Genomic DNA, 23,625 nt, shown 5'->3' with positions numbered 1-23,625 from the left:
TTCCTCAATCAATAAACCAGAGTTTTGAATGCGCGCAGGCCAGCGTCAGGACTTGTCGCGCTCTGCCAGTTGCCGGCGGTACTCGGTGGTGGAGATGCCGGCGTAACCCCAGTTGTCGGTGTCGACTTCTTCGATGACGATGTGGGTCAGGTCCGGCCGTTTGTTGAGGACGCGTTCGAGGGTCTCGGTGATTTCGGCGATCACCTGGGCTTTTTGCTCGCGGGTAACGCCATCGCGGGTGATGCGTACGCTGACAAAGGGCATGACGACTTCTCCAGTGACCTGCCTTCGGGATGAGGGTCAGGTGTTGGAGTTCAATGTAGGCGTGGGGCGGGAGGGGAAAAAGTAGGTGTTGGGTACTTCATTTGTGACGCGGCGTAATGAATAGAACACGGCAACCAGACCCTGTGGCAAAAGGTGTCTGGATAAAAAGTCATTTCCCAGCTGGCTGGTTTGGGTGATATCGATCAATCACACCATTATCCATCGGGGCTTCCTCTCTCACGGCGTTCGCTACAGCTTCGACAACTGCGCTCCAGATCTCCGGTTTTGTGAGTACCGGCATTTCCTTTGCCAGAATGTTACTGAGCTGACCTCTATTTTGCTCTAGCGAACGCAGCAGACGGTCTGCCTGATGGTCTGGCATTTCGACGATCTCTTTAATGGCCAGCCGCGCCCGAGAATGGCTTCGCAAGTATTTCGATTCTTCACGCATTTGCTCGGTGATGGTGCGTCGAATGATGTTGGATATAAAGACGACGTGAGGCCCCAAATCAGGGTAGCGCCATAGCGGGCGCGCATTTTCGTAATCGGGGAACTCTATATTCGAGACCACACCATCAGGGTATTGCGTGCGAGTACTGGCGAACGTCACTTGATCGCGTATGCCCCGCATAAGGGGTTTTGACACTTGATCCAGGACCGTGTCATACGCCCGTCGCTCACCAGAGTCGTCCGTGATGACTGCGGAGACAGGAAGAATTACAGAGTCGCTAAAATTGCGGCGAATGATCATTTATCAGAAAAAACGCTTCTACTTGCGTAAAAACGATTATTTTTACGTAAAAGTGAATAAAAATGAATATATGTCAAACCTTGTGAAGTGCAATCAAATTCTCCGGAGCGCCCCTCATCACAGCAGTAAAAACGTATAAAACCGATTTTTAGTGATTAAAAACGATTAGAAAAAAGATTTTTAGCTCAAAACCATTTTTATACAATTTGAATGACACAAATCAGACCTGACTGATCTCAAACACGATCGAGATCTTGCGCTGACTCGCACTCCACACATAACGCAGATGTTTGCCCTGCTTGGGGATCGAAACCGCTGGCGGCCGGAACGCCGCAACACATTCATGGCCTGCCAGGCGCACGCTGTTGTAGAGCAAACCCCACGACAAACTCTCGCGCAGTTGTCGGGCGAAGGCCTGGCACGGGGCATAGGCCTCGGGATCGGCGTTGTGCAAATGCGCATAGCCGTGGCGAACGTCATGCAGCGGCTTGACCACGCGATTGATGTAGGTGCGCATGGTCAATTCCAGATCGGCCTCGTGGGTGGCGGCGAGGAAGCGTTCCTGGTGGTAACAGGTTTCGGCGATGGCGGCGGCCTGGCTGCTCGCGGCGTAGTAAATGCCAAAGGTGCCATCGGTGAAGCGGCTGGATTTTCCGATGTGGGTGAACGCCGCCATCACTGGTGTTGAGCCGGGACCGGAGAGACGATCTTCAGGACGCACTCTCGCCAGCACGCCAGCCTGTTGAATCAAGCGATCATTGGTCAGCGCCTCAATGGCGTAGGCGATTTCCAGGTCCTCGGGATCGAGCACGTCTTCAAACAACGCAATCGGCGGAAAGCTGCTGTTGACGATCCGAAAGGCTCGCGGCCATTGCGCCTCGGCCAGCTCCGGCGCCTTCAACCGCGCACCCCGTCGAGGTAACGGCGTACATCGGCGATGTCTACAACCCGCCCGGCCAGCATGTAACTCAGTGCGGTCTGGCCATTGAACGGTGCTGCGTCGTTCGGGCTGCTGACCCATGTGTAGGCGCGTTCACGGCTGTTGCTGAAGATGATGCTCAGCGCCTTGTGAATCCCCATCAGGTAGGAGATGCGCTCAAGGGTGTCATGGGGCAGACGGATATTCGGCGGCAGGTGTTTGTACTTGTAGAACGTGGTGTTGCCGACGCCGCCGAGCAAGGTGCGTTGCTGCTCGGCGTTGCAGCCCCAGCGCTCCATGAGGTTGAAGAAAAACTTCAACGCAACGCGGCCGGCTTCGGGGACGTCAAGTTGTTCGCGTGGGGGTGGGCTCGAAGTGGGTGATATGAAAGGCATGAGTTTCCTTCCGAAATTGTGGCGTACTTTGATACTAGTACAGATCCGAACACTTCTTTAAATTTAGTCCGCCTATGTACAATCGGTCATGCAAAAGCACGATTGACACGCCTGCGATTTGTGACAGAGAATCAAACCAAGAGCGCGAAACCGACTGCCTTCAGGTGGCGATAGTCGGCGTTAGGAACCCCGTTGATGGCCTGAAAATCAGCGCTCGGGTGAGACCTCTTCTCCCCCGCTTGAGGGAGCATAATATCAAGCATCCATTTCGGAAAAGGCAGCCTGCTCAGGCTGCTTTTTTTGTTTTGGACACTGAGATCGGTGATACACCAAGTCTCCATGCCGGTGCTTGTTCAAAGACTTTTTATCGCAATTCATGAAGTTCCAAAGTACATGTCCATGGTCAATATGGATCACCACCAGCATTTGATATTTGGCACGGTAAACACCGATGAATGCCAAACGAAAGGAATCATCGTTGTAGGAAATACGCCAGATTTCCATCGGATTTCTCAGGGTGTCCCGTGCAAATTCGGTGAATCGCTCTCGAGCATTGGGGCGTTTTTCGACAATGTGTAACAGGTACTTTCGTTGCACCGTCACAGGGACGTAGGGTGTTTCCACCCATACGTCATCCTGTCCCTCCTGCATTCCAAACCCCAGCGCTACTTGCTCCCAAGCCGTTTGTAAGTCACAAGCTCCGGGCTGCTCACGCGCCACAGTGGTCGCAAGACTCAAATCCATGCTCCGAACGTCGGGAAGACCAAGATCCTTCCAGCTCTGCTGGCCGGGCAGCTCCACTGTCCCGGTTGCATTAGATGGCATTCAAACGCTCACTTCGTGGATGCCAGGCAATGCCTTGTATCCAGTGGGTAAAAATTCGAGAACGACCCCGAATCAATTCACCCATATTTCAATCATTTGAGCCGTATCGGTAAATCAGTCCGCTCTCTCAAGCCAATGGGATACGTCTGAAAGTCCTGTGGGATGGAGTCAAAACGGTGTCGGAAATAACGCTCGAGCCTTGGGATTCACACACTTTTTTTGACCCCAATCACCCCCCCGTCACCAAAAACCCCGATCCTGTGTCAGCTTCCAGCCATCGGCGGAGGCATCAATTCGCTACTAAACCCGCGACAACTATGCTCAGGTGCAGGAATATAGCCGGCATATGGCGCCGTATCGGCAGTTTCCTACACAACAATACCCAGCCCACTTTAGAGGGCATTACCTATGGATAGCAGAACCTTACGCAACCTCATGCGCATCGTGCAGACCGGCTCTTTGTCGGCCGCAGCCGAGCATTCGTGCCTGACTGTGCAGGCCTTGGCCGCGCAGTTGAACAAGGTCGAAGAGCAGTTCGGTTTCCGCTTGTTTCGCCGTTCCAACAAGGGTTTGACGCTCACGCCGCAAGGCACTGAGCTGACGCCTTACATGGACAAAGTGTTGATTGCCACGCGGCAAATGGAAGAGAAAGTCGAGGCGCTGAAGGTGCCGGGGCAACGGACGCTGAAGGTAGCGTTGAACAATACGTTATCGACCGACTTCAACCGGCGAATGATCGGGCGCCTGATCGAGGTGTTCCCCGATTATCAGATGGAGTTCAGTTACGCCGAGTCGATGGAAAACCTCAGCAAGCTGAAGAATGAGGACTTTGATCTCGCGGTGTTGATCGGTCCACAGCGGCCGGGGATGCCGAGCATTGTTCTGCCGGATGTTCAGGTGCAGGTGGTCGGTGCCCATTGCGGGCAGGAAAACGATCCTCTGACGCTGCTCGGTAACAAGTTTCAGGTACGTCCGGCAGAAGATTGTCCGTATTCCCACAGCTTTTTGCGTTTTCTCGACGCCGGGCTGGGCAATCACGAGAACGGTCAGCGCATGGTTTATTCGTGCAGCGAGACGTTGACGCTGTCGTTGATCACGCAGATGGATGCCGTCGGCATGGTGTCCCGCGAGGCCGCGCAGAAGAACGGGCTGACGATTTTCCCGGACTTCGAGGACTTCCTTGAAGTGCGCCTGGCGGTGAACAATCCGAACCTGTCCGGCCAGGCGCTGAACGACGTAGTCGATCTGCCGCTACATGAACGAGCCGAGCGCAATGTACGCAGCCGTCCCAACCGCCACACTGAGAAAGAGGTTTTTGCTGAAATACGCACATAACAACGTCGGAATCGCTGCATAGAATTCCGGGCGGTCGAGCTGTATGTGCTGATCCTTGATCAACAAGGGAGTCAGGCTGATCGCAGCGACGATCGCCACCGGCAAGTATTCCAGCGCCCGTGCAACGAACGGCGGCCAGTGCTCGGTATTCACTTGCAGTGGCAGAGCGCGAGGCAGGAAGGTCACGGCCATCATCAGCACGACGACCAGAATCAGGAACGTTTGGTCAGGCATACACCTACTCCGCAGCCCACAAACGTGGCGATGAATACGTTGAAGGGCGAACTGCCGATCAGGCTCAGTGCGCCCATGCACACCACTGCGGCCAGCGCGGCGATCAGTTTGTTGCGGGTGTTGCACAGCGAAACCAGCACGTAGAGCATCATCGCGGTCAACGCATAGTCGAGTTGATATTTGATCAGGTGCGATGCGTATTGCGCACAGACTGCGCCGAGCAGACCACCCAGCACCCACGAGGTGTGGCAGAACAGGTTGAAGCCGATCAGATAACGCACGTTGACTGGCGCCCCGGTGCCCAGTTTCACACTGTGAAAGGCAAAGGATTCGTCAGTCAGGCCGCCGGCGTAGCACCAGCGTTCCATGCGGCTGAGGCCCAATGCGCGCAGGGCCTTGGCCATGTACACCGACATCAGCATGTGCCGCGCATTGATCAGGAAAGTGGTCAGCACAATGGTGGTCAACGACGCACCGCTGGAGATCAGCGCCAGCGCCGCAAATTGCGAAGCTCCGGCGTACACGAACAAGCACATCGCCACCGGCAGCCACATTGGCAGCCCAGCGTTGACCGCCATCAATCCGAACACGAATGACACCGTGAAATAACCGGCCACTACCGGGCTGGCTTCGGCAAACGTGCGCGACGGCTGACGCTCAGCCATCAGCGGCGCATTGCCGGACGTTTCATTCATAGATCCCTCTCAAATGTCCGTTCGCCATGAGGCTCGCAAAAACCCTGGGCAGTCCAAAAACGCTTGCCCGCGAGGTTAGCATCGTCGACGAACAGAAACATCCGCAACACCCCGACACGCTTCATGTCGGCGGAAGCCGCTTCAACCAGACGCTGACCCACGCCCTGGCTGCGATAGCGCAGGCTGACGGCCAAATGATTGATGGTGCCGCGACTGCCCAGCATGCCGCCGAGCACCGCGCCGACGATTTCGCCGGCCACGTCGAAGGCCAGATAAGCAGTGGTGGTTTTCTGGATCAGCACGCCACGCAGACACTTGGCGTCCTGCCATTCGCAGAAGGACACTTCGTCGAACATGCGGAAGAAGCGCTCCATGCGCTGCGCATCCTTGGCCGTGGCGCGACGCAGCACCACCGGCGTCGAGCACTCGACGCCGTCTATTTGGGTGATCTGATTAGCGAACAATGTCGAAAGCGGTCCCGGGCCGCGAGAAGGAAATCGCCAGAATTTGCCGGTACGCCATGGCATGGGAGTGGGTGTTGCGCGCCGGTGTCACGTAGTGGCGCATGTCGCGATCGAGGAAATACGTGGTGTCGAGGATTTCCTTGTAAGTCGTCGACGCCAATTGCTGCTCGTGCACGTCATACAAACGGCTTTCCGCGCCCTCGACATTGTTGCGACCCCAGAAGTGCACGCCGCTGAACGGATAGCCGTCGCAGTGAATGCCCTCGGGAGTAATTTCCAGTTGTTTGCCGGGTTTGATCTCGATGCGGATCTGGTGAATCTGGCATTGCCAGATTTCATCGTGCAGTTCTTCCGGCAGCACGCTTTTGTACACTTCAAAATCGGTATCGATCAGGCTGCGCATCACCGGCGAAGTAATCACTTCTTCGGAGAAGTCCTGGAAGTGCCGGACCATGCCGCCCACATAGGCGTTGTTCTCTTTGGACTGCACGTAAGCGCGGTGTTCGAGCTGCTTCAACTCGCGAGTCTTGGGGTTGTATTCGAAGTCGCTGTAGCGGCGATAGCGCATGCCGGCATCGGCCTGACCGTAGTAACTGTCGGGCTCCATGTTTTCCCAGCTGCGGGTCAATCTGACGAGGTCGGTGAAATGACCGTAGAGATTGAAGTCACCACTCTGCACGTTGACATACTTGTCGCGCCGCAGCGATTCGCCCACTTCTCTGTTCAAAACGATCATTACCAAATTCTCCACTACGTTGAGCGGACTAATCTATTAGGTGGAGAATTTGCGTCCATGAGAAAGAATTTCAGGCATTTAAAGGCCTGATTGAAACGCCGTTTCAAGCGCCTCAAAAAGTAGTTTCAGATGACAAAAACACGGGTTTTTTGCGGTTTTCGTCGAAAAAGTCAAAAAAAAGCCCCGAACCAGTCGGGGCTTTTTTCACGAGTTTTTTATCACTCGCCGATCATCAGAAGATGTTGATCGGGTAATCGACGAACACACGCAGCTCGTTGCCGCTGGCGTTGTATTCGCTGGATTTCTGCGACACACGCAGGATCGAGCTGCGCAGTTTCACGCTCAGGTCTTTGGCCGGGCCACTTTGCACGACGTACTTGAACTGGTTGAAAATTTCGCGCTCGGTACCACCGGTGGAGGTGGACGTGGTGATGTTATCGCCCCGCACGTAGGCAACGTTGTAGCTCAGACCCGGTACGCCGAATGCGCCGAAGTCCAGGCCGTAACCAACCTGCCAGCTGCGCTCGTCTTCAGCGTTGAAGTCGGACCAGTAGGAGTTGGCCAGGTAGATGGTGTTGCCACCGTCACCCACACGCTGTTGATCTTTCTGGTAGCCGCCGTAGGCGTAGCCCAGGTTGCTGTCGCCAGTGGAGCGCTGGTGCGCCACGGTGAACGAGTGTGGACCCGTGACGAAAGTGGCTGCCAGGCTCCAGATCTTGTTGTCCTGACCGGTAACGATGCTTTTGCCAGGAACAGTGTTTTCGCGAACGTACGAGCTATCCAGCTTGGTGCGATAGCCGTTGAAGTCCAGGGTCAGGGACTGATCCTTGTCGATCGGGAACACGTAGTTGGCGTTCACGTATTGCTTCTTCAGCACGTCTTCGACATCGGAAGCGTATAGCGCAGCCTTGAACTGTTCGGTGAACTGGTAGCTACCGCCCAATACGTTGATCGACTTCAGACCACCGCTGTCACGGCCTTCAGCGCTCTTGCGCGATTCGGCGGTGAAACGACCGGCGTTCAGCTCCAGGCCTTTGATCTCTTTGGAAGTGATCAAAGTACCGGTGTAGCTTTCCGGCAGCAGACGCGAGTTGTCATAGTTCAGCACCGGCAGAGCCGGCATCTGGTCACCGTAGGTCAGCGTGGTGCTGGACAGACGGAATTTCACCGCTGCGCCGAACTTGGACAGGTCATCAGCCGCGTTGCCGCTGTCGCCCTGCTTGAAGAAGTCGATGCCACCCGCGCCGCTGCGACCTTTGCCGCCGTCCAGACGCAGTGCGTACAGACCAAAAGCGTCAACACCGACACCAACGGTGCCTTGGGTGAAACCGGACGAGAACGTACCGATGGCCGCTTGGCCCCACTCGGCTTTGTCGTCGTTACCGTTTTTGTAATCACGATTGATGTAGGCATTGCGCAGCAGCACTTTGAGGCTGCTGTCTTCAACAAAACCCTTGGACTCGGCCTGGTCGTTAGCCATGGCCTGAGTGGCGCTCAACATCCCCAATGCGATCAGACTGATCCGCTTGTTCAACATTTTATTTTCCTTATTACGGGTTGAAACGCGCTGTGTCGAACGGCTGAAACGGCGCTATTGCACTCTTCTTTCACCCCGAAAACAAAAAGACCCGCCCACGAGAATATCGTGGCGGGCCTTTTTATTATTTTGAGTCATGGCGGTTAGCCACAGGCGTTGGCGCGAATCCTATCCGCGCCCTTAACAATGTGTCAATTTCAAGAATCGTCTTTAAATAGGTAAAAATCGTCTAAGAAAGGACTTTTTAGCGATAGACGATTGCCCGAAAAGCCACGTAACCAGTGACTTTCGTGCATGTGATCAAGCGCAGCCATCAACGCCACAAAAGGGTGCGGCAACGGCGACCTGAGCCGTAGGAATCGTCTGACGCAGCCAATCGGAAAACTCCAGCGGTTTACCCAGCCACGGTCCGATATCTATCAGCGTGAACTGCCCAGCGTCTTCCAGCACAAATGTCGGGAAACCCTGGCCACCGACTTTCGCCAGCAACTGACGGCTTTGTTTGATGTGATGCTGCGTGTCAGCCGCTTCGAACGCGGCTTCAAATACAGCGGTGTCGTAGCCCAATTCCTGAGCCAATTCGAGAAGCACTGCTACATCGGCAATCCGCCGACCTTCCATGTAGTGCGCAGTCTGTAACCGTCCAATGAATTCCAGGCCACGGCCATCGATCTGCTCGGCCGCCAGCACCGCAGCAATCGGTGGCTCGGAATCGAAGACTGCCGAGTGATCGCGCAACAGGCCTTCAAAATATGCCTCGCCGAATGGCTGGCCGGTGTATTCGGCAATGCGCCGGTCATGCGGTATCACGTAATTGCGCAATTGCGGCGACACGCTCTGACGGTTGGCACCGCTCATCATGCCGCCGCCGTGGGCGATGACCGGCAGCACTTGCTGTGCGGCTTGCACCAGCGGTTTGGCGCCGTAGCACCAGCCGCACAACGGGTCGTAAATGTAGTGAAGGACCATGGGAAAGCTCCGGCAAGAATGGCGAAAAATCGATGGCGCCAGACTAGCCCTCCGACGTAGACAGAAAAACGCCGGAATGGCTTTCAGTCTGTTTCACCAATCGGTCGAATGACCGCAAGGGAGCTTTGTATCGAAGCAGACACAACTCGAAACAATCAAACCGGGGAACCTCTCAGGAACAATTAACGAAAGTAAATGCAAAGCATTACCATTCGCGCACTCGATTTCCCCCTGCCCTTTCGGATGCGTTTCAGATGCCTGCCCCGTTCCGCTTAACCCCCGTGACCCTTGGACTTTCGGCTTTTCTGTCCAGCGGCTTTGCCTACTCTGCGACTGAATTACCCGCCACCTCGATCAGCGCCGAAGCGCAAGCCGACGACCCTCGCGTCAAAGTCAGCAACACCGCAACCCGCACATCCACGCCCGTGCGTTACGTGCCGCAGGCGATTGATTCGATCAAGACTTCAAACGTCGCCAACTACGGCACTAACGACATCGGTGACGCACTGAGCGGTGTTCCCAACGTCAGCAGCGGCGCCGACACTCGTTTCGACAGCGTGCGCATTCGCGGCTTCGACGCCAGCAATGACTTTTACCTGGATGGCATCCGCGACGACAGCCAGTACAAGCGCGACATGCACAACATCGAACGCGTTGAAGTCCTGAAGGGCCCAGCCGCCGTCCTCTACGGTCGCGGCAGCCAGGGCGGGATCGTCAACCGTGTGAGCAAAATGCCCGAGGCCGGGCGGCGCTCGACCATTGAAGCCCAAGGCAGCAGCGAAGATTTGCGCAGCCTGTACGCCGACCTCAGCACCGATCCGAGCGACAACATGAGCCTGCGTCTGAACATGGGCAACATGGATGAAAACAGCTTCCGCGACGGCGTCAGCGGCAATCGCCAACTGTTCGCACCGTCGATGAGCTGGCAACTGACCCCGGACCTGAACTGGCTGGTGCAGTACGAATACAGCCGCTACAACCGCACCCCGGATCGCGGCATCCCCGGGGTCAACGGTCGCCCGGCGGACGTCGGCTCGGACACGACCTATGGCAACGATCACGATTACATCGACGACAAGACGCAATCCCTGCGCTCGAAACTCAGCTATGAAATAAACGACAACTGGCAACTGCGCCAAACCCTTGGCGTGTTCAAGCTCGACAGCGATTTCGACAACACCTACCTCACCGGTTTCGATAAAAAAACCAATAAGGTCACGCGCCAGCACTGGCAACAGGATCTGACCACCCGCAACATCTTCAACAACGTTGAACTGGAAGGCGGATTCGACACCTTTGGCCTCGAACACCGACTGCTGACCGGTATCGAAATCGGCAGCCAGCGCCGCGACCCGAAGCTGTTTAACGCTGCCACCGGCAAAACGCCGGGCGCGCAACCGGTGCCGTCGCTCAATCTGTACGACCCTGACCGCAACCTGCGCCACACGGGCAGCATGCAAGTCTTCAGCGACAGCCACACCGAAGTCGAAAGCCGCGCCGTGTATGTTCAAGACCAATTGCGCCTGAACGATCAATGGCAATTGCTCGGCGGCCTGCGCTACGACACGTTCGATATCAAGTCGACCAACCAGCTCAAGAACATCTCCGAAGACCGTGACAGCCACAGCACCAGCCCACGGGTGGGTCTGGTCTGGACGCCATTGCAGAACCATTCGTTTTACGCGTCCTGGTCGAAGACTTTCTCACCGGTCGGCGGCGGTTTGATCGGTATCACGCCGGGTGCAGCCGGCAATAGCAACGACCTGAGTCCCGAGCTGACCAAGCAGAAAGAAATCGGTGTGAAGAGCGACTGGCTCGACGATCGCCTGAGCACCACGCTGGCGGTCTACGACCTTGAGCTCTACAACCGCCGTACCACTGATCCAAACGATCCGACGATCACCGTGCTGACCGGTGTCCAGCGTTCGCGCGGGATCGAGTTGACCGCTGCCGGCAAAATCGTTGGCAACTGGTACGTTCGCGGCGGCGTCGGCATGCAGGATGCGACTGTCGAGAAGGACAACAACGGGCTGGAAGGCAAGCGCATCAGCAACGTCGCCAAGCACAACGGCAACCTGTTCCTGACCTGGAAACCGGAAATGGGCTGGTACGCCGAAACCGGTCTGACCATGGTGGGCCAGCGTTACGCTGACAACCTCAACACCACGGTGCTGCCGGGTTATGGCCGCTGGGACGCGCTGGCCGGTTACAAACACAAGGACTGGGATGTACGCGCAGCGTTGAACAACATCACTGATCGCGACTATTACGCCTCATCCACCAGCGCCTTCCAGATCCAGCCAGGTGCACCGCGCAACCTGGTCGTGACCGGAACCTACAGCTTCTAAACCTGTGGGAGCGAGCCTGCTCGCGAAGGCTTAGTGTCAGTCGATAAAGATGTCGACTGGCCCGACGCTTTCGCGAGCAGGCTCGCTCCCACATTGGTTGGTAGTCATTTCAAAAAAACTTCGTGCATAAAAAAGCGCCGCCATCCCGGCAGCGCTTTTACCAATCCCTGTTGTTGTTCTTATCCTTCCATCACAGCCCACAACGCTTCCAGTTCTGCCTCGCTGAACAGGCCAGCGGGGTAACGCTCGATCATCATCCGGCGCGGATCAGGTTCCCTGATCTGACGCGTTCCATTGGACTTCAACCAGTGCGCGACAATCTGGAGCGATTCGCCATTGACGGCCATGGGATGCAAAGTCCGCTCGCTGACTACGTTCACTTCGGCGTTCATTTCAGCGCTCTCTCCCCGTTCGTGAGCGGCTACGTTATCCAAGGTTTATGACAGAACCATTGAAGTTCTCTTTCCCTCCCTAGTACCCCTTGGCCGATACAAGAGCTATGCCAACGTTTCTTATTTGTCGACAAGCGGATACAAAGAAGCCCGCAGTCCAACCGGGCTGCGGGCTTCTCTTCGAACGGCGAGCGCGAATTGGCGCTCAGCTTATTTTTTAATCAACTCAAGCTGTTACGTCAGCACTCACTCTTTGTGCGGCGCTGGCTGCTGCTGGGTAAGGCAGTGAATATTGCCGCCGCCCAGTAACAGTTCACGACCCGGCACCATCACCACTTCGTGCTGCGGGAACAGGTTCTGCAGAATCTCCCGGGCCGGGGCATCCATTGGATCGTCGAAGCTTGGCGCGATGATGCCGCCATTGACGATCAGGAAGTTCACGTAGGAGCCGGCAAGGCGAACGCTCGGATTGCGCTCCTGAGTACCGTCCACCGGATCGACACCGGCGCACTCTTCTTCGGTCGCATACAGCGGCCCCGGAATCGGCATTTTGTGCACCGTGAACGGGCGGCCCTTGGCATCGGTGCTGCTTTGCAGCACTTTCATCGCGGCCTGGCAGCGTGGGTAGTTCGGGTCCTGCGGATCGTCAGTCCACGCCAGCAGCACTTCGCCCGGGCGCACGTAGCAGCAGAAGTTATCCACATGGCCGTCGGTTTCGTCGTTGAACAGGCCATCCGGCAGCCAGATGATTTTATCCACAGCCAGATTTTCGCTGAGCACCGCTTCGATTTCTTCACGACCCAGATGCGGGTTGCGATTGCGGTTCAGCAGGCATTCTTCGGTAGTGATCAGCGTGCCTTCGCCATCGACGTGAATCGAGCCGCCTTCAAGTACGAAACCTTCGGTGCGATAACGCGGGCTGCGCTCGATCTCGAGGATCTTGCCGCCGACCTGCGAATCACGGTTCCACGGCGAATAAAGACCACCGTCGAAACCACCCCAGGCGTTGAAGTCCCAGTTCACACCGCGCACTTCGCCGTTGTTGTTGATGACGAAAGTCGGGCCGCTGTCGCGTACCCAGGCGTCATCGCTGGACATCTCGACCACACGAATATTCGGCACGTCGAGGCGGGCGCGAGCGTTTTCGTACTGGCCGGCGGACACGGCGACGGTCACTGGTTCGAAACGGGCAATGGCTTTGGCCACGGCAGCGTGCGCGGCTTGCGCCGGTTTGCCGCCCAGACGCCAGTTGTCCGGGCGCTCTGGCCAGATCATCCAGGTTTGGGTTTGTGGCGCCCACTCGGCGGGCATGTGGAAGCCGTCAGCGCGCGGGGTACTTTTCAAAGTGGTCATCGGGACTCCAGAGAACCGTCGAGGGTTTTCAGCTTTATAGCCGATAAAAATCGTATTTAAAAGGATGGAAAATGTATTCCATCTAAAAACCACTAATATTTACCGATATAAATCCGCTTTATGTAGGAGCTGCGGCACGCTGCGATCTTTTGATTTTTGCCTCTGAAAACAAGATCAAAAGATCGCAGCGTGCCGCAGCTCCTACAGGGATTGGGTTACAGACCTTCAGTGAGTACCTGGTCGAGCATGTCGACAAAGAAATCCACACTTCGGCGCGACGTCACCATCGGTGGCTTGATCTTGAGCACGTTGAGGAAATCGCCGGTCGGTTGCATGAAGATCCCCAGCTCACGCAGACGATCACACAGCAGCGTGGTTTCTTCGGTGGCCGGCTCCAGGGTTTCCCGGTTGCGGATCAATTCAACGCCCAGATAAAACCCGGAACCGTGCACCGCGCCCACCAGCGGATGTTTATCGATCAACGCCTCCAGTCGCGCCTTGAAGTGGCCGCCAACCAGCTGCGCGTTTTCCCAGAGCTTCTCTTCCTCCATCACGTCCAGCACCGCCATGCCGATCTGGCAACTCACCGGGCTACCGCCAGCCGACGAGAAGAAATAGCCCTCGGCCTCCAGCGCCTCGGCGATTTCCCGGCGAGTGATCACCGCGCCCAGTGGCTGACCGTTGCCCATGCCTTTGGCCATGGAAATGATGTCCGGTACCACGCCCTGCTCTTCAAAGCCCCAGAAGAAATGGCCCATACGCCCGTATCCGACTTGCACCTCGTCGGCGATGCATACGCCGCCCTGGGCATGCACCAACGCGTAGACCTGCCTCAGGTACCCCGGCGGTAATGAGATGCCGCCAGCGTTGCCATACACCGGCTCGCAGATGAACCCGGCCAGTTGGCGCTTCTGTTCAGCGATCTTTTGCAGATGATGCTCGACGCTGCGCACGTAATCCGGCGCCGAGTCCGGACCACGGAACTCGCCACGATAGATGTTCGGTGCGGCTACCGCATGCACCCAGTCCGGCCGGCTGCTCAGCGCTTTTGGATTGTCGGCAATCGAGGTCGATACCGCGTCGGCGCCGACCGTCCAGCCGTGGTATCCCTCAAGCACGCTGAGCATGTCGCGTCCGCCGCTGTAGGCCCAGGCCAGACGGATCGCCAGATCATTGGCCTCGCTGCCGCTGTTGACCAGAAACACCCGGTCCATGCCTTCGGGCGCCAGCTTCAGCAGGCGCTCGGAAAACTCGGCGACTGCCGCATAGTTGAACCGTGAGTTGGTATTGAGCAGCGACCACTGACGCGCCGCGACTGCCGCCATGCGCGGATGGCCATGACCAAGTACCGCGACGTTGTTGAGCATGTCGAGGTAAGAACGGCCCTGCATGTCGATCAGGTGATTGCGCCAGCCGCGCTCGATGCGCGGCGGGTCGACGTAATAGTGTTTTTGCGTGCGGGCGAAACTGGCATTACGCCGATCCAGCAGGGTTTGCGCGTCCAGCTCCGGTTCGGCATCGCAGGCCAGCCCCAGCAGCGCTGCGGGTGACGGACACAACGCCTGCCACGCTGCCGCCCGCGAAGGCGTGCAGAACAATGGCGCATGCAGATCCGGGCCACGGCTCAACTGCACGATCAACGGACCATTGACCGAACCCAGCACCTGACCTTTGACCAGCGCCGCGCCGCTGTGCAGTGAAGGGTTCACACCCCACAGCCGCACGCTCAATTGCGGGCCGTCGAGTTGCAGTGCGCCGTCCGCCGCTTGATGCAATACACCGGCAAACGGCGCCTCCACTGCCGTGCCATCCGGCACACGCAATTCGACGTGCAGCGGGAACGTGTCTGGTTCATCGGCGCTGTCTACTCGGGTGCGTGACAATCGATATTGACCGTATCGACTGGCCGCCAGACCGTGGGTCGCCGCAGCCTCAGTCAACAATCGTTGATCGACACCTTGCTGTTCCCAATTACCGGCCTCGAAGTGAGGACTCAAGACACCCAGATCAATCAACGCAAACTCACGCCCGACCAGACCCGGCAACAGCGGCGCGAAACCTTCGCTGCCAATGGCAGGCAGACTCTGGCCGACCGAAGTAACAATCGCCGCTTCCATCAGCGCGAGTGGCACCGAGGTCGCGACGCGGAAAATCTCCCACTCGTGGGCCAGGTTGTCGCGGCTGTAGCTGTTGTCGGGATCGATGCTGACCTGTTGCTCGCCACTAAGTACCAGCACCGCCGCCCGCGCAACGATCAGCGGCCACAGTGCTTGAAGTTCTTCGTGTTGCAGCGGATTGACCGCGTGATACGCCTGAACCGCCGTCAGGATGACAAACGGGTCGCCAGCAGCGTGATGCAGCAGCGCCGCGCAGGTCACCGACAGATCGGTGATGCGCCAGGTGCGCACCAGATCACCGAAATCGATCACGCCTTGCAACTGCCAGTGGCGCTGCGCGTCACGCTGCCAGACCACGTTGTCATCGGTGATGTCCATGTGAATCGCCTGCACCGGCAGCTTGTCCAGCAGCGGTTGCAGACGACGCTCGGCCTGCTCGGCGGCATCAGCGATTTGCCCACGCTGCCGGTCATCCTTGATCACTGGCAGCAGATGACTGATCAGCGCACTGGCATGGCGCGCATCCCATTGCAGCGTGCGTTCGAGACCCGGGTGATCGAAGCCGGCCAGCGCCAGATCCATTTCGCCGCAGAGCCGACCGAACCCGGCCACCACTTGATTGCCGAGATGCTCAAGAGCCGTCAGCGGCTGGCCTTCGATGTAATCCAGCAGCCGCACATGCACCGGCTCGCCGTCGACTTGCAGGGTCAACAGGTCTTCGCCGCTATTGGCCGGAATCACTCGCGGCACGTGCACCGCAGAATGTTCGGCAAGGTATTTGAGGCCGGCGTGCTGGGCCTGTAACTCCACCAGCGAATAATCGCCACGGCAGATCTTCAAGACGAACCGCCCGCGCACACTGTCGAGCCGGTAGTTGAGATCCTGCTGGCTGCCCAACGCCTGCAACGTGCCGCTGAGCCCGTAGTGTTCCGCCAACCATTGCAGAGCCTGCTCCGCAGAAACCTGCGGGCTGGGCAAACTGGCGCGATGAATCAACGTGGCGAGCGGCATGAAACGACCCCTGAAATTTTATTAGGCGCCTATATCGCCACTGCACGGCGCGATACGCAACCCCCGGCCATCCTCACGCTTAATCCAGAACAGCGGATTTGTACTTGAGCACTCGCGCCCGGCACTGCTTTGCGCAAGAATGTCGGCCATTCACGCTTATCAATGGAGAACCCCATGAATGTAATCACCACCGACCTGCCCGGTGTTCTGATCATCGAACCCAAGGTGTTTGGTGACGAGCGCGGTTTCTTCTATGAGAGCTTCAATGCCAAGGCGTTCCAGGAGGCCACTGGCCTGGACACTCAATTTGTTCAGGACAACCATTCGCGCTCGCAAAAAGGCGTGCTGCGTGGCCTGCATTACCAACTGCAAAACACCCAGGGCAAACTGGTTCGCGTGACCGTCGGTGAAGTGCTTGATGTGGCCGTGGACATTCGCCGCAGCTCGCCGCACTTCGGCAAATCGGTGGCCGTGCGCCTGTCGGCGGAAAACCACCGCCAATTGTGGGTGCCGGAAGGTTTCGCGCATGGCTTCGTGGTACTGAGCGAGTTCGCCGAATTCCTCTACAAGACCACCAATTATTACGACCCGAGCTCCGAGCGCAGCATTCGCTGGGACGATCCTGCGCTGGGCATCGACTGGCAACTGGACGAAGCGCCGAAGCTGTCCGGCAAGGACGCTGCCGCCGCATTGCTCAAGGACGCTGACGTCTTCTCCTGAGGCTAGGCATAATGCGCCTGTCACCTCAGGCGCATCCGGCCCATGAAACCAACCCTCCCTCGCCGACCTCGTTGGCGCAGTCTCGCGCTGCTGGCCCTGTGCCTGGCGCCGTTGCTGTGGCCGCTGGAACATCTGGCCGAGCGTTATTACCGCAGCGAACTGGCCGGGCAGAACCGGCAGACCCTCGATCTTTATGTCGCCAACCTGTTGGGCACTCTGCATCGCTACGAAGTGTTGCCGACGATTCTTGGCGACCTACCGGCCCTGCGCGCCGTGCTCGGGGCGCCGGATGACGGAGTTACCCAAGGCAATGCCAACCGCCTGCTGAAAAACATCGCGGCCCAGTCCGGCGCCGAAGTCATGTACCTGATGGACACCAAAGGCCAGACGCTCGCGGCATCGAACTGGGACAAACATGACAGTTTCGTCGGGCGTAATTTTTCCTTCCGGCCGTATTTCAGTGAAGCCATGGCCGGACGCTTGGGACGGTTCTTCGGCCTCGGCACCACCTCGGCCAAGCGCGGTTACTTCTTCGCGGCAGCAGTGCGCAATGGTGAAAAAATCATCGGTGTACTGGTGATCAAGGTCGATCTCGATCATACCGAAAGCCTCTGGGGTAAAACCCCGGAACAATTGCTGGTGACCGATCACAACGGCGTGGTGATTCTGACCTCGCGCCCGGAATGGCGCTTTCGCTCGACCCGCGTCCTAAGTGACACCGAACGCGCGGCAATCACCGCCATCCAGCCCTACCCGACCCGCGAACCGCGCCCGCTGAACCTCAGCCCGACTGCTTGGCTGAGCCAGACCGTGGACATCGCCGAAACCGGCTGGAGCGTAAGCATTCTCGCCCCGCGCACCCTGATCGACCGCCCGGTACGCACCGTCGTGGCGATCGGCGGCGCAACACTTTTGGTGGTCATGCTGTTACTCGGCCTGATGATGCAGCGCCGTCGCCACTATCTGGAACGCATCGCCTTCGAAGCCAAGGCCCGCCGCGAACTGGAAGGCCGGGTGGCGGAGCGTACCAGCGACCTCGAAGGCCTCAACCGGCGTTTGAAACAGGAAGTGCTGGAGCGCGAACAGGCCCAGCAGGAGTTGGTACGCGCCCAGGATGATCTGGTGCAAGCCGGCAAACTGTCGGCGCTGGGGACGATGTCAGCGAGCATCAGCCACGAACTCAATCAGCCACTGGCAGCGATCCGCAGCTACGCGGAAAACGCCGAAGTGTTGCTCGATCACCAGCGCACCGACGACGCTCGCGGCAACCTCAAACTGATCAGCGAACTGACCGGGCGCATGGCCTCGATCATCGCCCACCTGCGTGCTTTCGCCCGTCGTGATCGACATGCGCCGGAAAGCGTCGCCCTGCAACCGGCACTCGACGATGCGCTGGCGTTGCTGGCCAAGCGCCGACGCAGCATGGAAGTCGAACTGATTCGCGACCTGCCGGCCGCCACCCTGTGGGTCGAGGCCGGCGAAACCCGTCTGCGCCAGGTGCTCGGCAATCTGCTGGCCAACGCCCTCGACGCGCTGACCGAAAAAGGTCCGCCGCGCAAACTGTGGCTGAGTGCCGAATCCACCGCCGAGGGCGTCAATCTGTACATTCGCGACAACGGCCCGGGGTTCTGCATGGAAGCCCTCGGCCGCGCCAGCGAGCCTTTCTACACCACCAAGACTCGCACTCAGGGCCTTGGTCTGGGATTGGCGATCTGTGAAACCCTGATGCGCGCCTTTGGCGGTGAACTGTCGTTCGCCAACCACAAGCAAGGCGGCGCCTTGATCACCCTGCGGCTGCGCGCCGGCGCGCCCGGGGTCAGCCTGCAACCGTCCGAGGATCGAAGTGCATGACCATCGACAATCGCATTCAGGTGGTGTTGATCGACGACGATCCACACCTGCGTCAGGCCCTCGGCCAGACTCTGGATCTGGCCGGCCTGAAAATCCTGCCGCTGTCCGAAGCCCAAGGGCTGGCCGGACAACTGGAACGTGACTGGCCGGGCGTAGTGGTCAGCGACATCCGCATGCCGGGCATGGACGGCCTCGAATTGCTCAGCGAATTGCACGCTCAGGACCCGGAGTTGCCGGTATTGCTGATCACCGGCCACGGCGATGTGCCGCTGGCGGTGCAGGCCATGCGTGCCGGCGCCTATGACTTTCTGGAAAAACCTTTCGCCAGCGATGCCCTGCTCGACAGCGTGCGCCGCGCCCTGGCCCTGCGCCGACTGGTGCTGGACAACCGCAGCCTGCGGCTGGCCCTCAGTGACCGCAATGAACTGAGCGCGCGACTGGTCGGCCAATCGGCGCCGATGCTGCGCTTGCGTGAGCAGATCGGTTCGCTGGCGGCGACCAAGGCTGACGTGCTGATCCTTGGCGAAACCGGCGCCGGCAAAGAGGTGGTCGCTCGGGCGCTGCATGACCTGTCGAGTCGGCGCAACGGCCCGTTTGTCGCGATCAACGCCGGGGCGCTGGCCGAGTCGGTGGTCGAAAGTGAGCTGTTCGGCCACGAACCCGGCGCCTTCACTGGCGCGCAGAAACGCCGGATCGGCAAGTTCGAATTCGCCAATGGCGGCACGCTGTTCCTCGATGAAATCGAAAGCATGAGCATGGATGTGCAGGTCAAACTGCTGCGCATGCTGCAAGAGCGTGTGGTCGAGCGTTTGGGTGGCAATCAACTGATCCCGCTGGATATCCGCGTGATCGCCGCAACCAAGGAAGACCTGCGTCAGGCTGCCGATCAGGGTCGCTTCCGCGCCGACTTGTACTACCGACTCAACGTCGCACCGCTGCGCATTCCGCCACTGCGCGAACGCGGCGAAGATGCGTTGGTGCTGTTCCAGCATTACGCAGATGAAGCCAGCGCCCGCCACGGTTTACCGCCCCACGAACTGCAACCGGGGCATCGCGCCTTGCTGCTGCGCCACCCCTGGCCCGGCAACGTGCGCGAACTGCAGAACGCCGCCGAACGCTTCGCCCTCGGCCTCGAACTGGCGCTGGATAACACCGAACCCGGCAGTGGCGGCACCACCGTGGAAGTGTCCGGCGGCGGCCTCAGCGAGCAGGTGGAAAACTTTGAAAAATCACTGATTGCTGCCGAACTGGCGCGCTCTCACAGTTCGGTGCGCAGCCTCGCGGAGGCGCTGGGTCTCCCGCGCAAAACCCTGCACGACAAGCTGCGCAAGCACGGTCTGAATTTCGGTGACAGCAATCAGGGGGACGACGCCGAATGAGCATCAACAGTGAGTATCTGGAAGCCGTCCTCCATCACGACATTCCGCTGACTCGGGACATGCGCCTCAAAGTGCTCGACTGGCGCGAACAACAGTTGAGTCTGCACCTGCCGCTGGAACCCAACGTCAACCACAAGAGCACCATGTTTGGCGGCAGCCTGTATTGCGGCGCGGTGCTGGCCGGTTGGGGCTGGTTGCATTTGCGCTTGAAGGAAGAAGCGATTGAAGACGGGCACATCGTGATTCAGGAGGGGCAGATCAGTTATCCACTGCCAGTGACTGGCGACGCGATTGCGATCTGCCCGGCGCCGAGTGCGGCGGTATGGAAAAAGTTTCTGACGATGTATCAGCGTTACGGGCGGGCGCGGTTGACCCTGCATACGCGGATCGTCAATGCGGGGAGTGATGAAGCAGCGGTGACCTTTACCGGGCAGTACGTTTTACACCGCTGAAGCAAAAGATCGCAGCCTTCGGCAACTCCTACAGGGAAATACGAAATCCAGTGTAGGAGCTGCCGCAGGCTGCGATCTTTTGATCTCAAGTACGCGCCAGTTCCAGCAACTTCGCCCGCCATGCAGCCTTCGCCGGCAGCGCCAGAAAGAACTCGTTCAGCAACGATTCCCGCGCCGGATAACTGAACGCTTCACCGCGCAGATCCAGCACCTCACCACCCGCCCCTTCCAGCACGCCCTGCGCTGCTGCGGTGTCCCACTGCGAGGTCGGTGCCAGTCGCGGATAGCAATCCGCCGCGCCTTCGGCCAGCAGGCAGAATTTCAGCGAACTACCGATGTTCGCCAGTTGCAATTCACCCAGGCTGGCACTCAGGCCGGCAAGCAAACGCTCCTGCTCCGGACTGGAATGTCGACGGCTCGCCACCACGGTAAACGCTTCACCCGGCGCCAAGACATCGCGCACCGCGATTTCCACAGGCGTGCCATCCGTATCCCCGCGCCACGCGCCGAGACCTGCACCGCCGACATAAAAGCGGCCATTGGTCGGCATCGATACCACGCCGAACACCACTCGACCGTTTTCGATCAGCGCGATATTGACGGTGAACTCTTCACTGCCGTTGATGAATTCCTTGGTGCCATCCAGCGGATCCACCAGCCACCAGCGCTGCCAGCCGGCACGCACGCTTTGCGGGATGTCCGCATCTTCTTCGGAAAGGATCGGAATCGTCGAGTCCAGCGCGGTCAGACCGGCGACGATCACATGGTGCGCAGCCAGGTCGGCTGCAGTCACCGGCGAATCATCAGCCTTGGAGGTAACCGTCACGTTGGCGCGCCAGAATGGCAGAATCGATTCGCCAGCCTTCAATGCCAGCTCAACCACCGGCGCCATCAATGGGTGGGGAAATTTCACCGATATCTCACTCATGGCTGAAAGAATCCGCGCTGGGTCAGCAAGTCGCGGGTCAGGTACAACGCCGCGAGGGCGCGCCCTTCACTGAAACTCGGGTTTTGCGCCAGGGCAGAAAGTTCGCGCAGGTTGACCTTGTCGACGCGCATTGGCTCGGGCTCGTCGCCCTCCAACTGCTCCTCATACAGATCAGTGGCCAGCACCACCTGAATCTTCTGGCTCATGTAACCGGGCGACAGCGACAGCTCGGTCAGATGCTCCAGTTGCCGGGCGCCATAACCTGCCTCTTCCTTAAGCTCGCGCTCGGCGGCTGCCAGCACATCTTCGCCCGGCTCGATCAGGCCCTTGGGCAAGGACAGTTCGTACTCGTCGGTACCGCCGCAGTATTCCTCGATCAGTACCGCGTGCTCGGCATCCAGCATCGCCACGATCATCACCGCGCCGTAGCCAGCGCCTCTGCCGACCAGACGCTCGTACGTGCGCTCCACGCCGTTGGAAAAGCGCAGCTTCAATTCTTCGACGCAGAAAATCCGGCTGGTGGCGACGATCTCGCGGGCAAGTACAGTAGGTTTCTGGCGCATGCAAAGCTCCTTGGCGTGAACGCGCTACTATAACGCGGCTTTCCCGATTATTTACGTCGGATATCTTTCTACCGCTCGAGACGTTGCCATGCCTTCTTTACCGTGGTCTGACATTGATACCGTTCTGCTGGACATGGACGGCACGCTGCTGGATCTGCACTTCGACAACCATTTCTGGATGGAACACCTGCCGCAGCGTTACGCCGAACTGCACGGGGTTAGCCGGGCGATGGCCGAAATGGAATTGCAGCCGCTGTTCGAGCGCCATGCCGGGCAATTGCAGTGGTATTGCCTGGATTTCTGGAGTGCCGAGCTGAAGTTGTCGGTGCGCGAATTGAAACTGGAAACCGCGCACCTGATCGCCCTGCGCCCGGACGCCGATACGTTTCTGGCAGCGATCAAACGGGCCGGCAAACGCGTGGTGATGATCACCAACGCGCATCGCGACTCACTGTCGCTGAAGCTGGAGCGGATTGAACTGGCGCCGTATTTCGAGCGTTTGATCAGTTCTCACGATTACGGCTACCCGAAGGAAAACCCGCAGTTCTGGGATGCCTTGCAGGCGGATATCGATTTTGATCCGGCGCGCAGTCTGTTCATCGACGACACGTTGCCGATCCTGCGCAGTGCACGGAATTTCGGCGTGGCGCATTTGTTGGCGGTGAAAGAGCCGGACAGCCGCAAAGGGCCGAAAGACACCGCCGAGTTTGCAGCGGTCGAGGATTACCGGGATTTGATTGCCGGGCTCTGAAACCGGGTTGCCCCAATCGCCAGCAGGCTGGCTCCCACATTGGAACGCATTTCAATGTGGGAGCCAGCCTGCTGGCGATAGCAGTTCGCAGGTTTACTCAGGGATACGCAGCGTCTGCCCTGGATAGATTTTGTTCACATCCTTGAGCATTGGTTTGTTGGCATCGAAGATCTTCTGATACTTGTTGGCGTCTTTATACACTCGCAGAGAAATCGCGCTCAGCGTGTCGCCCTTCTGGACCACGACAAACTGCGCAGCAGCCAGCACCGGCCCAGTCACAGTGATCTGGTCATCGACGCTACCCACACCTGCAACGTTACCCAACGCGAGAAGGATTTTTTCCTTCTCTTCCTGAGTGGATGCCTCGCCTGTGGCAATGACTTTCTCGCCATCGACCTTCACCTGGATTTTCGATGTGTCGATGCCCGTCAGTGCATCCTGTACGTGCTTCGTCAGCGCATCACCGTTGGCCTGTGCCTTGTCCGGCGTCAGCGCATCGAGGATTTTCTCACCGGCTTCTTTGATAAAGCTGAATAGGCTCATCGTGTTCTCTCCATGGAATAAAGGGGTCAGACGTCCAAGCCTAGACCACGCCAGAGAAACCCGGTTCCAAGCCGACCAATGACCCACCCCGGC

At 58.4% G+C, this 23,625-nt stretch carries 25 protein-coding genes; 7 read left to right on the top strand and 18 right to left on the bottom strand.

Features of this window, described 5'->3' with window-relative positions; translation table 11 throughout:
- Positions 1 to 45 precede the first annotated feature (45 nt).
- The 5 genes from ACIOZM_RS23915 to ACIOZM_RS23895 form a co-directional block, all read right to left on the bottom strand.
- Entirely contained in the window at positions 46 to 264 is a 219-nt protein-coding gene (locus ACIOZM_RS23915; RefSeq protein WP_401218082.1) for a 4-oxalocrotonate tautomerase family protein, read from the bottom strand.
- A gap of 169 nt (positions 265 to 433) precedes the next feature.
- Positions 434 to 1,015, bottom strand: a complete 582-nt coding sequence (locus ACIOZM_RS23910; protein ID WP_401218080.1) for a hypothetical protein — start codon at positions 1,013 to 1,015, stop codon at positions 434 to 436.
- A gap of 220 nt (positions 1,016 to 1,235) precedes the next feature.
- Entirely contained in the window at positions 1,236 to 1,916 is a 681-nt protein-coding gene (locus ACIOZM_RS23905; protein ID WP_401218077.1) for an RES family NAD+ phosphorylase, read from the bottom strand.
- Positions 1,913 to 2,329, bottom strand: a complete 417-nt coding sequence (locus ACIOZM_RS23900) for an antitoxin Xre-like helix-turn-helix domain-containing protein (protein ID WP_401218074.1) — start codon at positions 2,327 to 2,329, stop codon at positions 1,913 to 1,915. Before ACIOZM_RS23900 ends, ACIOZM_RS23905 begins: the two co-directional genes overlap by 4 nt.
- A 255-nt stretch (positions 2,330 to 2,584) precedes the next feature.
- A complete protein-coding gene (locus ACIOZM_RS23895; RefSeq protein ID WP_401218072.1) occupies positions 2,585 to 3,154 on the bottom strand; it encodes a PBECR2 nuclease fold domain-containing protein in 570 nt (189 codons plus the stop codon).
- A gap of 408 nt (positions 3,155 to 3,562) precedes the next feature.
- Between ACIOZM_RS23895 and ACIOZM_RS23890 the strand changes: the two genes are divergently transcribed.
- On the top strand, positions 3,563 to 4,489 hold the full coding sequence (locus ACIOZM_RS23890) for a LysR family transcriptional regulator (RefSeq protein ID WP_401218069.1): 927 nt from the start codon (positions 3,563 to 3,565) through the stop codon (positions 4,487 to 4,489).
- Here the strand turns inward: ACIOZM_RS23890 and ACIOZM_RS23885 are convergent.
- The 6 genes from ACIOZM_RS23885 to ACIOZM_RS23860 form a co-directional block, all read right to left on the bottom strand.
- The gene (locus ACIOZM_RS23885; protein ID WP_115076201.1) at positions 4,406 to 4,723 is read right to left on the bottom strand and encodes an AzlD domain-containing protein; all 318 of its coding nucleotides are present in this window, start codon (positions 4,721 to 4,723) and stop codon (positions 4,406 to 4,408) included. The genes ACIOZM_RS23890 and ACIOZM_RS23885 overlap by 84 nt on opposite strands.
- Positions 4,702 to 5,418 carry an AzlC family ABC transporter permease gene (locus ACIOZM_RS23880; protein ID WP_401218066.1) on the bottom strand — a complete coding sequence of 239 codons (717 nt, stop codon included), beginning with the start codon at positions 5,416 to 5,418 and terminating at the stop codon, positions 4,702 to 4,704. The genes ACIOZM_RS23885 and ACIOZM_RS23880 overlap by 22 nt, the downstream gene beginning before the upstream one ends.
- A complete protein-coding gene (locus tag ACIOZM_RS23875; RefSeq protein ID WP_401218104.1) occupies positions 5,415 to 5,792 on the bottom strand; it encodes a GNAT family N-acetyltransferase in 378 nt (125 codons plus the stop codon). Before ACIOZM_RS23875 ends, ACIOZM_RS23880 begins: the two co-directional genes overlap by 4 nt.
- Before the next feature lie 79 nt (positions 5,793 to 5,871).
- Complete coding sequence (locus ACIOZM_RS23870) at positions 5,872 to 6,618, bottom strand: 2OG-Fe dioxygenase family protein (protein WP_401218064.1); 747 nt, start codon at positions 6,616 to 6,618, stop codon at positions 5,872 to 5,874.
- Positions 6,619 to 6,850: 232 nt separating this feature from the next.
- A complete protein-coding gene (locus tag ACIOZM_RS23865; protein ID WP_401218061.1) occupies positions 6,851 to 8,155 on the bottom strand; it encodes an OprD family porin in 1,305 nt (434 codons plus the stop codon).
- Positions 8,156 to 8,455: 300 nt separating this feature from the next.
- Positions 8,456 to 9,124: a DsbA family protein gene (locus ACIOZM_RS23860; RefSeq protein WP_401218058.1), complete on the bottom strand. Its 669-nt coding sequence runs from the start codon at positions 9,122 to 9,124 to the stop codon at positions 8,456 to 8,458.
- 254 nt (positions 9,125 to 9,378) lie between these two features.
- Here ACIOZM_RS23860 and ACIOZM_RS23855 point away from each other — a divergent pair, with 254 nt between their 5' ends.
- Positions 9,379 to 11,472, top strand: coding sequence for a TonB-dependent receptor (locus ACIOZM_RS23855; RefSeq protein ID WP_401218056.1), 2,094 nt, complete (start codon positions 9,379 to 9,381; stop codon positions 11,470 to 11,472).
- Positions 11,473 to 11,651: 179 nt separating this feature from the next.
- On the opposite strand, the gene ACIOZM_RS23850 is transcribed toward ACIOZM_RS23855, so the two are convergent.
- The 4 genes from ACIOZM_RS23850 to ACIOZM_RS23835 all read right to left on the bottom strand — a co-directional run bounded on the left by ACIOZM_RS23850 (position 11,652) and on the right by ACIOZM_RS23835 (position 16,495).
- Positions 11,652 to 11,864 carry a hypothetical protein gene (locus ACIOZM_RS23850; RefSeq protein ID WP_008080512.1) on the bottom strand — a complete coding sequence of 71 codons (213 nt, stop codon included), beginning with the start codon at positions 11,862 to 11,864 and terminating at the stop codon, positions 11,652 to 11,654.
- 246 nt (positions 11,865 to 12,110) lie between these two features.
- On the bottom strand, positions 12,111 to 13,217 hold the full coding sequence (gene aguA, locus ACIOZM_RS23845) for an agmatine deiminase (RefSeq protein WP_401218053.1): 1,107 nt from the start codon (positions 13,215 to 13,217) through the stop codon (positions 12,111 to 12,113).
- A 215-nt stretch (positions 13,218 to 13,432) separates the two neighbouring features.
- Positions 13,433 to 16,345 carry an aminotransferase gene (locus ACIOZM_RS23840; RefSeq protein ID WP_401218050.1) on the bottom strand — a complete coding sequence of 971 codons (2,913 nt, stop codon included), beginning with the start codon at positions 16,343 to 16,345 and terminating at the stop codon, positions 13,433 to 13,435.
- A 21-nt stretch (positions 16,346 to 16,366) separates the two neighbouring features.
- Positions 16,367 to 16,495, bottom strand: coding sequence for a hypothetical protein (locus tag ACIOZM_RS23835; protein ID WP_401218048.1), 129 nt, complete (start codon positions 16,493 to 16,495; stop codon positions 16,367 to 16,369).
- A gap of 24 nt (positions 16,496 to 16,519) precedes the next feature.
- On the opposite strand from ACIOZM_RS23835, the gene rfbC reads away from it, so the two are divergent.
- From rfbC to ACIOZM_RS23815, 4 genes are read left to right on the top strand one after another with little or no spacing between them, the layout of a single operon-like run.
- Positions 16,520 to 17,065 (top strand): dTDP-4-dehydrorhamnose 3,5-epimerase, encoded by a 546-nt coding sequence (rfbC, locus tag ACIOZM_RS23830; RefSeq protein ID WP_401218045.1) that lies wholly within the window; start codon positions 16,520 to 16,522, stop codon positions 17,063 to 17,065.
- 42 nt (positions 17,066 to 17,107) lie between these two features.
- Positions 17,108 to 18,916, top strand: coding sequence for an ATP-binding protein (locus ACIOZM_RS23825; RefSeq protein ID WP_401218043.1), 1,809 nt, complete (start codon positions 17,108 to 17,110; stop codon positions 18,914 to 18,916).
- Positions 18,913 to 20,295, top strand: a complete 1,383-nt coding sequence (locus tag ACIOZM_RS23820) for a sigma-54-dependent transcriptional regulator (protein WP_401218040.1) — start codon at positions 18,913 to 18,915, stop codon at positions 20,293 to 20,295. The genes ACIOZM_RS23825 and ACIOZM_RS23820 overlap by 4 nt, the downstream gene beginning before the upstream one ends.
- Complete coding sequence (locus tag ACIOZM_RS23815; protein ID WP_401218037.1) at positions 20,292 to 20,747, top strand: thioesterase domain-containing protein; 456 nt, start codon at positions 20,292 to 20,294, stop codon at positions 20,745 to 20,747. Before ACIOZM_RS23820 ends, ACIOZM_RS23815 begins: the two co-directional genes overlap by 4 nt.
- 85 nt (positions 20,748 to 20,832) lie before the next feature.
- Here ACIOZM_RS23815 and cysQ read toward each other — a convergent pair whose 3' ends face one another.
- Both cysQ and nudE read right to left on the bottom strand, forming a co-directional pair.
- A complete protein-coding gene (cysQ, locus tag ACIOZM_RS23810) occupies positions 20,833 to 21,675 on the bottom strand; it encodes a 3'(2'),5'-bisphosphate nucleotidase CysQ (protein WP_401218034.1) in 843 nt (280 codons plus the stop codon).
- Entirely contained in the window at positions 21,672 to 22,238 is a 567-nt protein-coding gene (gene nudE, locus ACIOZM_RS23805) for an ADP compounds hydrolase NudE (RefSeq protein ID WP_401218031.1), read from the bottom strand. The genes cysQ and nudE overlap by 4 nt, the downstream gene beginning before the upstream one ends.
- Positions 22,239 to 22,326: 88 nt before the next feature.
- On the opposite strand from nudE, the gene yrfG reads away from it, so the two are divergent.
- Complete coding sequence (gene yrfG / locus ACIOZM_RS23800) at positions 22,327 to 22,989, top strand: GMP/IMP nucleotidase (protein ID WP_401218029.1); 663 nt, start codon at positions 22,327 to 22,329, stop codon at positions 22,987 to 22,989.
- Positions 22,990 to 23,082: 93 nt separating this feature from the next.
- On the opposite strand, the gene lysM is transcribed toward yrfG, so the two are convergent.
- Positions 23,083 to 23,532 carry a peptidoglycan-binding protein LysM gene (gene lysM, locus ACIOZM_RS23795; RefSeq protein ID WP_401218027.1) on the bottom strand — a complete coding sequence of 150 codons (450 nt, stop codon included), beginning with the start codon at positions 23,530 to 23,532 and terminating at the stop codon, positions 23,083 to 23,085.
- Positions 23,533 to 23,625: the final 93 nt, after the last annotated feature.

This window comes from Pseudomonas sp. NPDC087346, assembly GCF_044744235.1.
Taxonomy (GTDB): domain Bacteria; phylum Pseudomonadota; class Gammaproteobacteria; order Pseudomonadales; family Pseudomonadaceae; genus Aquipseudomonas.
Note: the sequence above shows the minus strand (reverse complement) of the source record. Positions and strands in the feature narration are given on the sequence as shown.